12 protein-coding genes are annotated in these 13,215 nt (G+C 44.4%); 7 read left to right on the top strand and 5 right to left on the bottom strand.

The window, feature by feature from the left end:
• Positions 1-188: 188 nt before the first annotated feature.
• Entirely contained in the window at positions 189-974 is a 786-nt protein-coding gene (locus tag RTN07_RS06230; protein WP_312176627.1) for a transglutaminase-like domain-containing protein, read from the bottom strand.
• 262 nt (positions 975-1,236) lie between these two features.
• On the opposite strand from RTN07_RS06230, the gene RTN07_RS06225 reads away from it, so the two are divergent.
• The 3 genes from RTN07_RS06225 (at position 1,237) to rapA (ending at position 5,509) form a co-directional block, all read left to right on the top strand.
• Positions 1,237-1,692 (top strand): diacylglycerol kinase, encoded by a 456-nt coding sequence (locus RTN07_RS06225; RefSeq protein WP_312176624.1) that lies wholly within the window; start codon positions 1,237-1,239, stop codon positions 1,690-1,692.
• A 42-nt stretch (positions 1,693-1,734) separates the two neighbouring features.
• A complete protein-coding gene (locus tag RTN07_RS06220) occupies positions 1,735-2,547 on the top strand; it encodes a DUF72 domain-containing protein (protein ID WP_312176621.1) in 813 nt (270 codons plus the stop codon).
• A gap of 112 nt (positions 2,548-2,659) precedes the next feature.
• The gene (gene rapA / locus RTN07_RS06215; protein WP_312176619.1) at positions 2,660-5,509 is read left to right on the top strand and encodes an RNA polymerase-associated protein RapA; all 2,850 of its coding nucleotides are present in this window, start codon (positions 2,660-2,662) and stop codon (positions 5,507-5,509) included.
• Between the two features lie 142 nt (positions 5,510-5,651).
• Here the strand turns inward: rapA and RTN07_RS06210 are convergent, their stop codons facing one another.
• Complete coding sequence (locus RTN07_RS06210) at positions 5,652-5,858, bottom strand: hypothetical protein (RefSeq protein WP_100285163.1); 207 nt, start codon at positions 5,856-5,858, stop codon at positions 5,652-5,654.
• A 167-nt stretch (positions 5,859-6,025) separates the two neighbouring features.
• Between RTN07_RS06210 and RTN07_RS06205 the strand changes: the two genes are divergently transcribed.
• Both RTN07_RS06205 and RTN07_RS06200 read left to right on the top strand, forming a co-directional pair.
• Positions 6,026-7,918 (top strand): putative nucleotidyltransferase substrate binding domain-containing protein, encoded by a 1,893-nt coding sequence (locus tag RTN07_RS06205; protein WP_312176615.1) that lies wholly within the window; start codon positions 6,026-6,028, stop codon positions 7,916-7,918.
• 52 nt (positions 7,919-7,970) lie between these two features.
• Positions 7,971-8,618 (top strand): 3'-5' exonuclease, encoded by a 648-nt coding sequence (locus RTN07_RS06200; protein WP_312176612.1) that lies wholly within the window; start codon positions 7,971-7,973, stop codon positions 8,616-8,618.
• A 91-nt stretch (positions 8,619-8,709) separates the two neighbouring features.
• Here the strand turns inward: RTN07_RS06200 and RTN07_RS06195 are convergent, their stop codons facing one another.
• Positions 8,710-9,468 (bottom strand): hypothetical protein, encoded by a 759-nt coding sequence (locus RTN07_RS06195; RefSeq protein ID WP_312176610.1) that lies wholly within the window; start codon positions 9,466-9,468, stop codon positions 8,710-8,712.
• Between the two features lie 353 nt (positions 9,469-9,821).
• Here RTN07_RS06195 and RTN07_RS06190 point away from each other — a divergent pair, with 353 nt between their 5' ends.
• Complete coding sequence (locus RTN07_RS06190) at positions 9,822-11,636, top strand: D-alanyl-D-alanine carboxypeptidase/D-alanyl-D-alanine-endopeptidase (protein ID WP_312176609.1); 1,815 nt, start codon at positions 9,822-9,824, stop codon at positions 11,634-11,636.
• Positions 11,637-11,655: 19 nt separating this feature from the next.
• Here RTN07_RS06190 and RTN07_RS06185 read toward each other — a convergent pair whose 3' ends face one another.
• Together RTN07_RS06185 and RTN07_RS06180 are read right to left on the bottom strand one after the other, a co-directional pair.
• Positions 11,656-12,255: an NUDIX hydrolase gene (locus tag RTN07_RS06185; RefSeq protein ID WP_076776489.1), complete on the bottom strand. Its 600-nt coding sequence runs from the start codon at positions 12,253-12,255 to the stop codon at positions 11,656-11,658.
• 80 nt (positions 12,256-12,335) lie between these two features.
• Positions 12,336-12,485: a hypothetical protein gene (locus RTN07_RS06180; RefSeq protein WP_312176607.1), complete on the bottom strand. Its 150-nt coding sequence runs from the start codon at positions 12,483-12,485 to the stop codon at positions 12,336-12,338.
• 105 nt (positions 12,486-12,590) lie between these two features.
• Between RTN07_RS06180 and RTN07_RS06175 the strand changes: the two genes are divergently transcribed.
• Positions 12,591-13,151: an NUDIX hydrolase gene (locus tag RTN07_RS06175; RefSeq protein ID WP_007115639.1), complete on the top strand. Its 561-nt coding sequence runs from the start codon at positions 12,591-12,593 to the stop codon at positions 13,149-13,151.
• The last annotated feature ends 64 nt before the right edge of the window (positions 13,152-13,215 follow it).

Genomic DNA, 13,215 nt, shown 5'->3' with positions numbered 1-13,215 from the left:
TGTGGTTCGCCCATGTGAGAGTAGGTCATCGTCAGCTCCCTATTCCAAAACACCCTCTTTATTCGTTTAAAGGGGGTGTTTTTTTGCTTTGTGGGTTTGCAACAATCTAAGTTATGAATATTGGTAATTAAAAAATTGGGATGAAAGCCTTCTAATAAAGGCTTCCATTTCAAACATCTATGCCAAAATTAATCGATTTTTTCTACATTAACTTTCATATCTTTTAACTCAAATGGCGCGAAGAAAGTCGCAAAAGCAACATCCGCAGCATCCCTTCCATAACCTAAAATCACACGACCGCCTTTTGGCGCAGATTGCGTGGCGTCAAATGTGTACCATCGATCGCCAATAAAAACCTCATACCATGCATGTAAGTCCATTGGGTCAAGTTGATATAAGTAGCCAACCACCATGCGAGCCGGCATATCTAATGCCCGTGATAGACTGATGCCCAAATGGGCAAAATCACGACAGACGCCTTTTTTATGCTGCCACGTATCTAGTGCTGTGGTCTCTGCTGTACTGCTACCATATTGATAAGTAAAGTTTTGGTAAATATAGTTGCAAATTGCCGCTGCTTTGTCATAACCGTCGGCAAAATCTTGGGTTATCATTTGGGCTTCTTGAAGTAGAAATTCTGGCAGACAATAGCGACTGGGTAACAAATATACCATTGTATCTGAAGGCAGTTGCTCAATCGGTGTTTTTGGCATACCGGGTGCGACGTCTATCCATTCGCTAGTATATAGCTCAACTGTTAGGCTAACTTGGTAATCCCCCATCGGAAATAAAACCCTGTCACATAAGTTACCAAAATTGTCGTTATAGCTTGTAACTGGTAAGGGTGGCGTGACTTGCCATTCTTCTTGAGTGATGTGCTGTGCTAACCCTGATTGCGGTCGTAGTAGAAACACCGCAGGGGTTGGCTGAGAAAAGTGATAATCGAGTTGGCAAGTGGCGCGTAATTTCATCATAGATTCTTCATCAAATAAGGTGACAACACTAACTAAAAAATGCAAGGTGGAGTGATTGCTGCAAAAAAATAGCAGAAGGCTTAGAATTTATGCCATTATCATTAAAATGGCAATCAATATTTATAGATTTTATTTGCACTTAAATTCGCATGATTCAAAGCTTGTTTATCAACGGCTATCAATGCTCGCGGCAGTAGATATTGTGAAAATTCTAGGATTAATCTATGGTAGAATGAGAAAATTTTTATAACCCATTACCATCATGACATCACCTAGTTCAAATCAGCGTCCTGATAAGTTTGCTAGCCATTTAGCCAACCATTTAGATGGGTATGCCGCGCAGACCAAGGGAAAAACGGGTCTCAAACGTATCATCAATGCCGCAGGTTACTCGAAAGATGGTTTAGTTGCGGCATATCAAAATGAAGCGGCTTTTCGACAGGTTGCATGGCTCAATAGCATTTTATTAGTTGTGCTGATTTTTTTACCTTTTATGATGCCGATTAAAATGATACTGGTGTTTTCATCGTTTTTTTCTCTCATCGTTGAGTTGTTTAATACCGGTATTGAAGCGTCAATTGACCATACATCGACAGAACATCATCCGTTGGCAAAAATTGGTAAAGATGTAGGTTCTGCCGCGCAACTATTAGCCTTGACGATGCTGTTTTTGTTATGGATGATGGCGTTATATACAACTTTTATTAATTTCTATTAATCAATGATGGGCTAAGTTTGCAATTGAGTAGACCAATTTTCTATGAGCATCTATATCGGAACCGGGGGATACAGTGATACGGATTTTTTGGGAATCCTATATCCTGCTGACACCAAAAAAACCGAATTTTTAACCGAGTATAGTCGTCATTATGCCACTGTTGAAATCAATAGTAGCTTCTATGCGCCTTTAGGTCGAAAAGCGTATGAAGGTATGCTCAAAAAATCCAACGGAAAGCTAAAATTTTCGATTAAGATTCACCAAGATTTTACCCACCGATTAACCGCCACTGCAGAGACCGCGCAAGCTTTTTTGCAGGCGATTGAACCTATCTTGACGGCAGATTGCTTGGCTGCGTTATTGATTCAATTTCCGCATGGTTTTGATAGAACGGTGGCACATCGTCAGTATTTGGCAACCTTGACCAGTTGGTTTGATGGGTTACCATTGGCGATAGAGTTTCGCCACCAAAGCTGGCATATCCCGCAAGTTTACGCCAGTTTTCAGCAGCAAAATTTGATTTGGTGTAGTGTGGACTACCCAAATATTCATGGTTTACCGCCCAGTCGGCTGTTGTTTACTAGCCGCATCGGTTATTTACGCATGCATGGGCAAAACTTAGACTGGTGGGATGCCCATTCGGCGGCTGAGCGGCATGATTATCGCTACAGTGATGCAGAAATGCAGGCTTGGGCAAAGACGATTGCTAATCAACAGGCCAATTTTGATACCTTGTATATTTACTTTGAAAATACGGTAAAAGGTCACGCGGTGTATAATATTGAGATGCTCACACAAGCGCTCATAACCGAAGGTATGGCAGTCGTCAGTCCTTTGGTAGCGAATGATGAATAACTAAACAGCCGCTATCAACAAAATCATTCACTTGAAAATATAATTTTTGCTATCATAAACAGTTTTACTTTTCATTATTTAAATTTCTAATTTGGAAGCATGGTTAAGCGGTATGACTGATTTTGCGATTGGACAACGTTATCTGTCGGATACAGAGAATGAATTGGGGCTGGGCGTCGTCGTGCTCGTTGACGAACGCTGCGTGCATATTTTGTTCCCGCAAAGTGAAGAAACGCGTGTGTATGCCAAGACATCGGCGCCTTTGTCGCGTGTGACTTTCAAAGTCGGGGATACCATACATGACCAAGATGGCGCATCGTATGTGGTCAGCGATTTTGAAGAAACCAATGGCGTCTATAAATACTCGGTTGAAGGTCATGACCGTGCGATTATGGAAACCCGCCTTGCGGCTAATATTAATTTAGCAAAGCCACTTGAGCGCTTGCTCGCCAGTCGTATTCACCAAAATGATTGGTACGAACTGCGCCAAGAGCTACTGCGTACCCAAGCCTATTTGGCGTCTCATCCACTAAGAGGCTTGATGGGTGCGCGTGTCGATATCATTGAGCACCAGCTGTATATCGCCCATGAAGTAGGTAAACGTATCGCGCCGCGCGTATTGCTTGCTGATGAAGTAGGGCTTGGCAAGACGATTGAAGCGGGTCTGATTATTCATCAGCAATTAATTACCGGCAAATCTGAGCGTATTTTGATTTTGGTACCGGATAGTTTGCAGTACCAATGGATGATTGAAATGCGTCGCCGTTTTAATCTTGAGTTTGCGATTTTTGATTTGGTTAGAACCGCAGCGATTGCAGAGCATGACCCTGAGCAAAATCCTTTTACCACTGAGCAGTTGATTATTGCCAGTATCGATTTGCTACTTGACCATGAAGATTTGCATGAAAAAGCCTTGGAAGCGGGGTTTGATTTGCTGGTTGTGGATGAAGCGCACCATCTGCATTGGGACAGTGAGCAGGGGGGTAATGACAAATACGATTTGGTTGAAGATTTGGCTGAACAAACCGCAGGTGTTTTGTTACTCACAGCAACCCCTGAGCAGTTAGGTTTAGAAAGCCATTTTGCGCGGTTACGATTGTTAGATCCCAATCGTTTTAATGATTTAGACGACTTTATCGATGCAGAAGAAAATTTTGCGCAAACCGCAGCAATTGCTGAGGTGCTATTGAGTGACCAATCGCTATCAGATAACCAAAAATCAGCGTTAGCTCAGTTGTTAGGTCACGACATCAGTGATGACGAGCAAGGTCGTGCGCGCGCCATCAATGAATTGTTAGATCGTCATGGTACTGGTCGTGTGCTATTTCGCAACACCCGTGAGAGCGTGTCTGAGCTTATTTCTGGCTTCAAAGGTCGGCGCTCAATGGCGTATCCGCTGCCGCTACCGATAAGTTGGCAAGACAGTTATCACACCCAAGGTAAATTGCGCGAACAATTATGGCCAGAAGAGTTACAGCCCGATGGCAGTTGGCTGGAACAAGACCCGCGAGTGCCTTGGTTGGTTGATTTGCTTAAAAACACCTTAAAACATCAAAAGGTGCTACTGATTGCGCGCAGTGGGGCAACGGTTGAGAGTTTAGAGGCAGTATTACGATTGCATGCGGGCATTAAAACCGCGATTTTTACTGAGCAGATGACCCTACTGGAGCGCGACCAAGCGGCTGCGTATTTTGCCGATATTGAAGGCGCGCAAGTATTGTTGGCGTCTGAAATTGGCTCTGAGGGGCGTAATTTTCAGTTTGCCAGTGATTTGGTGTTGTTTGATTTGCCCGCCAATCCTGATACATTAGAGCAGCGGATTGGCCGCCTTGACCGTATCGGTCAGCAAAACGAGATTACCATTCATGTGCCTTTTGTCGAAGGCACGGCAACTGAACGTATGTACCGCTGGTATAACGAAGCGCTAAACATTTTTAACCAAATCTCACCCACGGCGCAAACCGTTCAAGAGCAGTTTATTGTGGATTTAAAACCGCTACTTGAAGGGCAAAAAGTCGAAGATGAGGGTCAAGAAATTACGTTAGATCAGTTGATTGAAGAAGGCAACGCCCAGCGCATCGCACTAGAAGCAGCCATGCAAGCAGGGCGTGACAGACTGCTTGAATATAATTCTTGTCGCCCGCGTGTGGCCAGTAAAATCGCTTACACCATGCGTGATTTTGATGATACCCACATGTTGCCACGTTTGTTTGAACGCTTTATGTCGTCCATCAATATGGAATATAGTGGACAGCGTGATGGCTCATTGATGCTGCATCCGAGCGATGAAGTGCAAGTGCAAGGACTGGCCGTACCTGAAGATGGTATGACCTTGACCTTTGAGCGTGACCAAGCGTTACTACGCGAAGACATGGAATTTATGACTTATGAGCATCCTTTGATGCAAAGTATCTTTGAAACGGTCAACGCAGGCACGTTTGGTAATACCACGGTTGCAACTTTACAAAGTAATGCCATGCCTGAAGGACTGGTATTGGTCGAAGTCAATTTTCGTGTTGAAGCGATTGCGCCAAAGCTACTTAATTTACCCGCATTTTTGCCAAAGCCGCTCATTCGGGTGTTTTTAAGCCAGCAAGGGACTGATTTTAGCGATAAAATTGCGCCTGATATGATTGTGTCGCATATTCATCGTTTGGATAAAACCCGAGCGCGTCAAGTCATCAAAGCGCGTAAAGACATCATCGAAGTGCGCTATGAGCAAGCAGTAACATTGGCAAACCAGCAATTACCTGCGATAAGTGAGCAAGCCAAAGAGGTATTTAATCAGCGCTATGAGCGTGAAGTGGAGCGCCTGCAATATTTGCAATCCATCAATCCGAATGTACGAGACGCAGAAATCAATCAATTAAAACGTTTACAAGAACAGGGCTTACATGCCCTAGGTCATTTATCCTTAATCCCTGATAGTATCCGTGTGCTAGTCGCCGTCAAGCCCGCTTAATTGTTGTTTTGAATTTAGGTTAATTTAGGTTAAAGGTCAGCTTATATTAGGCTGACCTTTGTTATATTTTTGCATTTTCCATTTTGTGGTTAAGACTAGTTGTTAGGTTTAGTTATCATGTCTAGTTAGCAAAGCTAGTTATTTACACCTCAGGATTCACCACACTCATACTAAATTTAAGTCCGATACTAATCAGTACAATCGCCAGCGGCAACAGCACCATTGCAATGCGTTGGGTTTTATGCCTGACAGGCGGCTCCTTACTGACTTTAGATAATAAAAAACATAGCATACCCGCGACCAATGTCAAAATCCCTAGACCTAAACAAAGAAAACCTAAATAATTCATCTGTTTACCCATTGCCTATACTGATATGTTTGACGGGTGTAAATTACACAATACGACCCATCGATATTTGTTGAAACACGATTGTTGCCTCAGACAACTTTGATTATAATCTAACAAGACTCATAGGACATGAGATTTATTTTTAGCTGCAATACAAGGATGGTGATATGAGTGGCTCACCAATACAGGCTTTGGACATACAACATCTACACCACCCCCCGTTTGATACACTAAGCGCTCAGCAGCGAACCCATCTGCAGCAGCACAGTAAAATCGTCTATTTGGACAACTTACAGCCTATACCCACTGGATGGCAAGGGGATTTTTTTATTATCCTTAAAGGCTTTGTTCATCAATTACAAGGTGATGCGTTGATTTCTACCTTAAATGCAGGCGATTGGTTTGATACTAAGGTCAGGCAAAACGGTGTGTTCAACTTTATCACCCAGCAGCAAAGTCTGATGTACCGTATCGATGGGCAAGTGCTAAGCGCAATCACCGAGCAAAATCCCACCTTAAAAAACGCCTTGTTTGCCGATGTCGCTGCCCGTCTCAACCATCACCAAGCCCGCCTTGCCCAAAGTGAAAGTCAAAAACTGCTATATCAACCGATTGCCAATTTGGGACAGCATATCAAACCGCCGCATTTTGTCGATGATACGGCAACCCTATACGATGCCACGATGGCGATGAACCAATTCGACATCAAGCATATTTTGGTTAAGTCTCAAGCGCGAATGACCGAAGCAGAGCGTGACAAACTCATCGTACAAGGCGTTGAAAAATCCACCATCGCAGCGTATGTCGAGCGCATCGGTATTTTTACCCAAACCGATGTGTGCCGAGCGATTGGACAAAAAGTTGATTTTGCCAGCACGCCTGTGTTGGACTTTACTAATTTTAAAATGCATACCGTGCATCAATCGCAAGATGTGAGTGAAGCCTTGCTGACCATGCTACAAACTCGTACCCACCGTTTACCCATTATTGACAGTCAAGGTCAAATCATTGGGATTTTGGGACAAACCGAATTACTGAGCTTTTTAACCAACCATTCCAATCTTATCGTCGCTCGTATTGAGCAAGCGCAGAGCTTAGAGGATGTTGCGGTGGCGGTGGAATTGATTGGTAAATTTATCCGTGAGCAGCACGCCAGCGGCATCAAAATCCATGTTATCAGCCGTATGGTGCAAAGCTTGAATTTACAAGTGTTCGCCAAGGTATGGCAGCTGATTGTGCCTGCTATCACCTTCTACAATACCTGTCTGTTTGTGATGGGCTCAGAAGGGCGTGGTGAACAAATCTTGCGTACTGACCAAGACAACGCGCTAATTATCCGCAATGGTTTTAAAGATGACAATCTGCCCAGCTATGCCGCGCAGTTCAATGAGGCATTGGCGAATATGGGTTATCCCTATTGTGATGGCAAGATTATGCTTAGCAACGAGCGTTGGCGAAAAACTTCAACTGCCTTTGAAAAACAAATCACCGCATGGTACGTGAGTGGCAGTAGTGAAGATATGATGTGGATTGCGACCTTAGTCGATGCGCATTTTGTTTGCGGCGATATTAAGCTCTTTGAGCAGCTGCAAAAACATTGGCAAGTCAGCGCGAAAAATGTGGCGACTAGCAACTTTATCAACCGTTTTGCCAAACCAATTTTGCAATTTGGCGATAGCAGTGGTTGGTGGCAAAAATTTGTCGGTGGCAGTGAGACTGATATTGACCTAAAAAAAGCAGGGATATTCCCGATTGTCCATGGCGTGCGAGCCTTGTCACTGGAATATCATATCACTGATACCAACACCAGAAACCGGCTGCAGCAGCTGGCACAGCAACACGTGCTAGATGATACCATGGCGCAAAATCTGGCAGAAGCACTGGATTTTTTTATGGCAAAACGACTGGATGTGGCATTGACCACACAAGATAGAACAGCGCGAGTGGTAAATCCCAATCACTTATCAGCCCTAGAAAAAGACTTGTTAAAAGAATGTTTGGCGATGGTCAAAGATTTTAAAACCTTTATTACCCATCATTATCGCCTAGATATTTTTTAATTAAAGATATTTTTTAACGAAATAGATAGTGTTAATTGCCTAGAGAAAAACCATGTTTCATCGCATCAAAAATCTGTTCGACGGTCAAAAACTTGAGCGACAAAAACAGCGGCTCAGCAAGCCGGAGTACGCTTATCTGTTTGATAACCCGCTATCTAAAGTCCCCAATGAGTGGGTGAGCCTAGATCTAGAAATGACCGGGCTTAATGCCAAACAAGATTATATTTTAAGTGTCGGTGCAGTACGGGTACGCAAAGAAAGTGACGGGTTTGTGATTGATACCGATAGCGCGCTGTCCTTGGTATGCCGTCCGCCTGTGATGCCCACCGATGACACCATTGTGATTCACGGATTAAGACCGATAGATGTCGACAATGGCTTATCGTATGACGAGATGCTCACCCAATTATTGCCCATGCTTAAAAACCGTCCGATAATTGGGTTTTGTGTGGACATGGATATGGCGTTTTTAAATGCCATTGCCAAACCGTTTTTAGGGGTGGAACTGGCTAATAAACTTGTCGATGTTAGTCGCTTGTATCAACAAAATCAGCATCGACATGACCCCAGCCAAGTTGGGCAGTTACCACACCTCAATCAACTGCTAGAAGAATACCAAATCCCGCGATTACCTGCCCATAATGCCCTCAATGATGCCATCATGACTGCCATGTTATTTACCCATCTAATGAAGTCATAGCAGGCTTATGAAGTCATAAAAGCTAATCGTCATAAAAGATAATAGGCATAAAAAAACTCTCATCATGAGAGTTTTTTATTTAAAGATGACTTTATTTTTTACTGGGAGCGGCGTCTGCGCCTTTTGGCTTGATGCCTGCTTCCTCAGTTAATTGCATCAACATGGTACGGGCTTCTTCAGCAGATTTTTGCGCTTTTTCCATTGACTTAGCAATTTCTGGATTGGTCTCTGGGGTTGCCGTTGGTTTTTTGATTAAAGCCGCCGTACCGGCACGGCTATTGGTAATACTTTCAACCATTTTATCGCGGGTTTGTGCGACACGGGGGTCATTAAATTTTAATTTGTTAAGCGTGGCTTTTTGCAAATCTAACTGTGCCACCACTTCTTTAAAGAAAGCTTGTTGGTCAGCAGGCGTTTTGGCGTTTTGCATTTTTTTTGCCATTTCTGCTTGTTTGGCTTGGGTATTGCGGTCAAGCTCGTTTAAGGTTTTAAATAGCTGAGTCAAATCTGCTTTTAGGGCAAGATTAGGGGCCGCAGCCGCGGCATTATTGGCGGCAACTGTAGGCGCGCTGCTAACGTTGGCGGTTTTTTCTGCAGTCGCTGGCGTGGTGACAGTTGTCGTGGCTGACGAAGCAGCGGTGGTAACGGCAGCACTAGCAGGCGCGCTAGAGGTGGCTTGGGATGCTACCACAGGTGCGGTAGTCGTAGAGGTTGATGTGGTGGTGGTCGTCGTTGCAGAAGCGGTGGTGGTTGCGGCTTTATCATCTTTTTTTGAGCATGCAGATAACGCTAGCACAACACTGATAGCGCCTATAGTCATGGCAGAGGTGGCGATAGATTTGTTTAACATAGAGTTTTTTTAACCTAAATAATTTTTTAATCTAAATAGCTTTAATCTAAATAATTTTTCACCCAAAACAATTGGGGTCAGCGTTCTCGATTGAAACCCAAAACGGCAATAGCAGTGACTGAAATGTGGCAATTAGGCGACAGTTTAGCAAATATCTGAAAATTGAAATGTAGAGAATTGCAACAGAAGGCTACGGCAGTTTGTCTAAATGCCTTAATTTTAGCCGATTTGCTATGAAATCAGGTGGATTTTTATGGCAAAAAGCGATAAGGTGGCAGCTTATTTTGCCTAATTTATTTTTGCCTAATAAGATTCGATACCTAGTATAGATTCGTCACATTGTTGCTGTTGTTATGAAAAATTCGCGCCAATCCGTGGGTCTGCAAACCTGCGCTACTCAATTATTGTCTTTAAAAACGGGTTTATTGCTAGGGATGGCTTGTCTGTCCTTGGTGGGTCATACGTCAGATACCACACAAGTCCAGCCGCCAATACCCACTGACCCAGTGACCGAGCAAAGCCATGCAGTCATGGGGCAGCGCGATCCAGTCAACAAGCTACCTGAAACGATTCAGGCCAAACTTGCCCAAGCCAATATTCCGACCGATAGCCTGAGCATGGTGGTACAACCGCTAACGGACAATGCACAAAATGTAGCATCGACTGCGCCCCAAAAGCCTTTGTTTAGTTATAACGCTGATGTGCCACGTACCCCTGCATCTACGCAAAAACTGATTCCCACTTATGTGTCGCTTGATAGTTTGGGCAAAGACTTTGTTTGGCAAACCAAATTGTATCAGCATGGTTTTGTGTGGAAAGGCACGCTTTATGGTGATGTGATTGTGCAGGGCAGTGGCGACCCAAAACTGGAAAACGAGCGCTTGTACCAGCTGCTTGCCATGATCAAAGCACAGGGTATTAAGCAAGTACAAGGCAATTTAATCATCGATAATCAGCAGTTTCAAGGGGTGGATTTTGATGTTAATGCGTTTGATGGTAAAGGGTTACGCCCTTATAATGCCCAGCCCAATGCTTTATTAACCAATTTTGGTACGGTGGAAGTGGATTTGGTGCCAATAGCAAAACCTAATGCAATAGCAGCTATCAAACCTGCTAAGGCATCCGCTAGTGGTAGCAGTGCTACTACTTCGAACACATCTGACCTTTATAACGAAGCGGCAAATCTTGAGCAAATCCAAAGCAAACCTTCGATTAATCCCAAAGACGTAGCCGCGTATCAAGTCAGCCTAAAGCCTGCGCTGGCAAACTTTACTATGCCTACAACACTTAAAGCCAGTCAAGCTCCTTGCAATAGCAACCAAGATGATTGGATTGGGACATTGACGTCCACAGGATTGAGCTTTCACCAAACCGCGTCCGCCTTTTGTGGTGAGCAAAAGCGCTATCTGACGTTTCCTGATGGAGATGTACTGGTTAAACAACAAATCATCGCCGACTGGCAAAAAATCTTGCCAAATTTTACAGGGAACATTGAATTTGCCAACCCTGCAGTGCCCTATATGCAGCAAGCCAAGGCGATACCGCAAGCGCTACCTTGGTATATTCGCTTATACCTAAAATACTTTGGCAAACCCTTGACCCCAAAATTGGTGGGCTATGTCGCCTCCAATCCATTGCATGAGCAAATCAAAGACATCAATCAGCACTCCAACAATGTGATGACAGAACAAATCGCCTTGTCGCTACCGCTGTATGCCGACAAGCAGCGTATCAGCACTTATCCAAAAACCTTTGCCTACATCCACCAGTGGTGGCAACAAAAGCTGCCCCAAGCACAGCCCCCTGTGATGACTAGAGCCTCAGGTTTATGCCGTGATTGCCGCGTGGCGCCCAATAGTATGTTAGCGCTGCTAACTCTCGCCTATCATTCACCCAATTTTACGGTTTATCGTGATTCGTTGGGCGTGGCAGGCGAGTCGGGTACCATCAAAGCGCTCAAACTGCGCCAGCCAAATAACCCTGCCATTGGGCATGCTTGGATCAAAACAGGCACGCTCGATAATGTCACCAGTATGGCAGGCTATGTTCAAGGCAAATCAGGAAAATGGTATGCAGTGGTTGGGATGATTAATGCCGACAATGTCAAAAATAATAGCAATGCCAAAGCTGTGCTCGATGAAATGCTAGCGTGGACAGCGCTGCAGTAATTGGTTTGTGGTTGATTGGCTATTTATCGTGAACATTAAAATACCAATCAATCTGGCGGTCAAATCCTATTTCCAGTAGGCTTGCGGTGATGCGCCCAGTCAAGCCCCATACGGTCTCGCCATCAATGATAAAGCTGGGTGATACCATCACTTGGCGACCCAAATCATACGCATAATCGATGGTCGGCTGGTGAATGAGCGTGGCTAAATCCGCCCAAAATAGCCTTGCAATTTCGCACATCTCTGGCACAAGGTTAACACTGGGTGGTATTACCCCTACAATCGGCTTGACAGGTCTGCCGCTTTTGGCAAATTGTAGGGGTAATTCGCCCAGCACAGTCACTTGACTGGGATGAATGCCGGTTTCCTCATGCGTTTCTCGTAAGGCGGTAGCTTGGTTGCTATCGTCTGTGTCTTCGCGTCTGCCCCCTGCAAATGATACTTCGCCGGCATGTTCTCGCATATCCGAAGCGCGCAACGAGTATAAAATTTTTGGCTCAGCTTCATTGGTAATGGCGATGAGTACCGAATACGGCTGCGGCGTGGGGTCGAATGGCAGTTTTGCAATTCGCTCTGCCAGTTGGGTCAGTAAGGGACTTTGAAATCTAGTTGTGGACATATTTTTTAATTCATCAAAATTTAATGGGCAATTTCGCAATGTTTATACGGCGCTTTGAGTTGACCGAATTTATCTAAAACTCATTGTCTATTGTCGATATCACTATCAAGCGGTAAAGCTGGCATAGCTGAGACAGGTTTTTGCATACTAGACTGGGTATGCAGCGCGTTACAACCTGCTAATAATCCCAAACTTAATACCCAGCTAAACACTAAGCTAAACTTGCTCATAATCGGCTGCTCAAATTATTTTTGTCATGTAAAAACCTGCAATCAATGCTACCATACTTAAAACGACTTTCATCTCACAAAACATAAAAATAATAGGAAAATACCATGCCTTACTGCCTGCAATGCGGTCATCTAGCCGAAACCAAAATCCCGCCGATGGACAGTCGTCCGCGCATCGTGTGTCCGTCTTGTGGCTACATCCATTACGAAAATCCCAAGGTCATCAATGGCTGTTTACTCATCCATGAAGGTAAGGTTTTGCTCTGTCGCCGCGCGATTGAACCGCGGCATGGTTATTGGACGTTGCCCGCAGGCTTTATGGAGCTTGGCGAGACCATGAAAGATGGGGGCAATCGTGAGTGTTTTGAAGAAGCCGAAGCTATCGGTAGTGCATTAGAGTTATATTGTCTATACGACATACCAGATATCGGACAGATTCATGTGATGTTTATCGGCTCGCTCAAAGATGGCAAATTTGGGGTGGGCATCGAGAGTCTAGAATGCGCGCTGTTTGCCGAAGAAGACATTCCTTGGGAAGACTTGGCGTTCCAAAATGTCATTGAAACACTGCAACATTATTTTGCTGACCGCAAAGCAGGGGCGACGCTCGGTAATTTTCCCATCCATCAGCAAGTGATTGTCAAAGACGTGCATTTGGGCGATTAACTGTCCATTTAAACGGCAAATTGTTAGCTAAAAAGATACGGGCGTAGCGCATAGGCTCTAAATA

The organism is Moraxella sp. CTOTU46934, assembly GCF_031979465.1.
In the GTDB taxonomy this organism is placed as follows: Bacteria; Pseudomonadota; Gammaproteobacteria; order Pseudomonadales; family Moraxellaceae; genus Faucicola; species Faucicola tetraodonis.
The sequence above is the reverse complement of the archived record's forward strand: the minus strand, read 5'-3'. Positions and strand labels throughout refer to the sequence as shown.

Bases quoted from the DNA above. Each gene is read 5' to 3' on its own strand.
- RTN07_RS06230 (WP_312176627.1), bottom strand. From the start codon at position 974: ATGATGAAATTACGCGCCACTTGCCAACTCGATTATCACTTTTCTCAG.
- RTN07_RS06225 (WP_312176624.1), top strand. From the start codon at position 1,237: ATGACATCACCTAGTTCAAATCAGCGTCCTGATAAGTTTGCTAGCCAT.
- RTN07_RS06220 (WP_312176621.1), top strand. From the start codon at position 1,735: ATGAGCATCTATATCGGAACCGGGGGATACAGTGATACGGATTTTTTG.
- rapA (WP_312176619.1), top strand. From the start codon at position 2,660: ATGACTGATTTTGCGATTGGACAACGTTATCTGTCGGATACAGAGAAT.
- RTN07_RS06210 (WP_100285163.1), bottom strand. From the start codon at position 5,858: ATGAATTATTTAGGTTTTCTTTGTTTAGGTCTAGGGATTTTGACATTG.
- RTN07_RS06205 (WP_312176615.1), top strand. From the start codon at position 6,026: ATGAGTGGCTCACCAATACAGGCTTTGGACATACAACATCTACACCAC.
- RTN07_RS06200 (WP_312176612.1), top strand. From the start codon at position 7,971: ATGTTTCATCGCATCAAAAATCTGTTCGACGGTCAAAAACTTGAGCGA.
- RTN07_RS06195 (WP_312176610.1), bottom strand. From the start codon at position 9,468: ATGTTAAACAAATCTATCGCCACCTCTGCCATGACTATAGGCGCTATC.
- RTN07_RS06190 (WP_312176609.1), top strand. From the start codon at position 9,822: ATGAAAAATTCGCGCCAATCCGTGGGTCTGCAAACCTGCGCTACTCAA.
- RTN07_RS06185 (WP_076776489.1), bottom strand. From the start codon at position 12,255: ATGTCCACAACTAGATTTCAAAGTCCCTTACTGACCCAACTGGCAGAG.
- RTN07_RS06180 (WP_312176607.1), bottom strand. From the start codon at position 12,485: ATGAGCAAGTTTAGCTTAGTGTTTAGCTGGGTATTAAGTTTGGGATTA.
- RTN07_RS06175 (WP_007115639.1), top strand. From the start codon at position 12,591: ATGCCTTACTGCCTGCAATGCGGTCATCTAGCCGAAACCAAAATCCCG.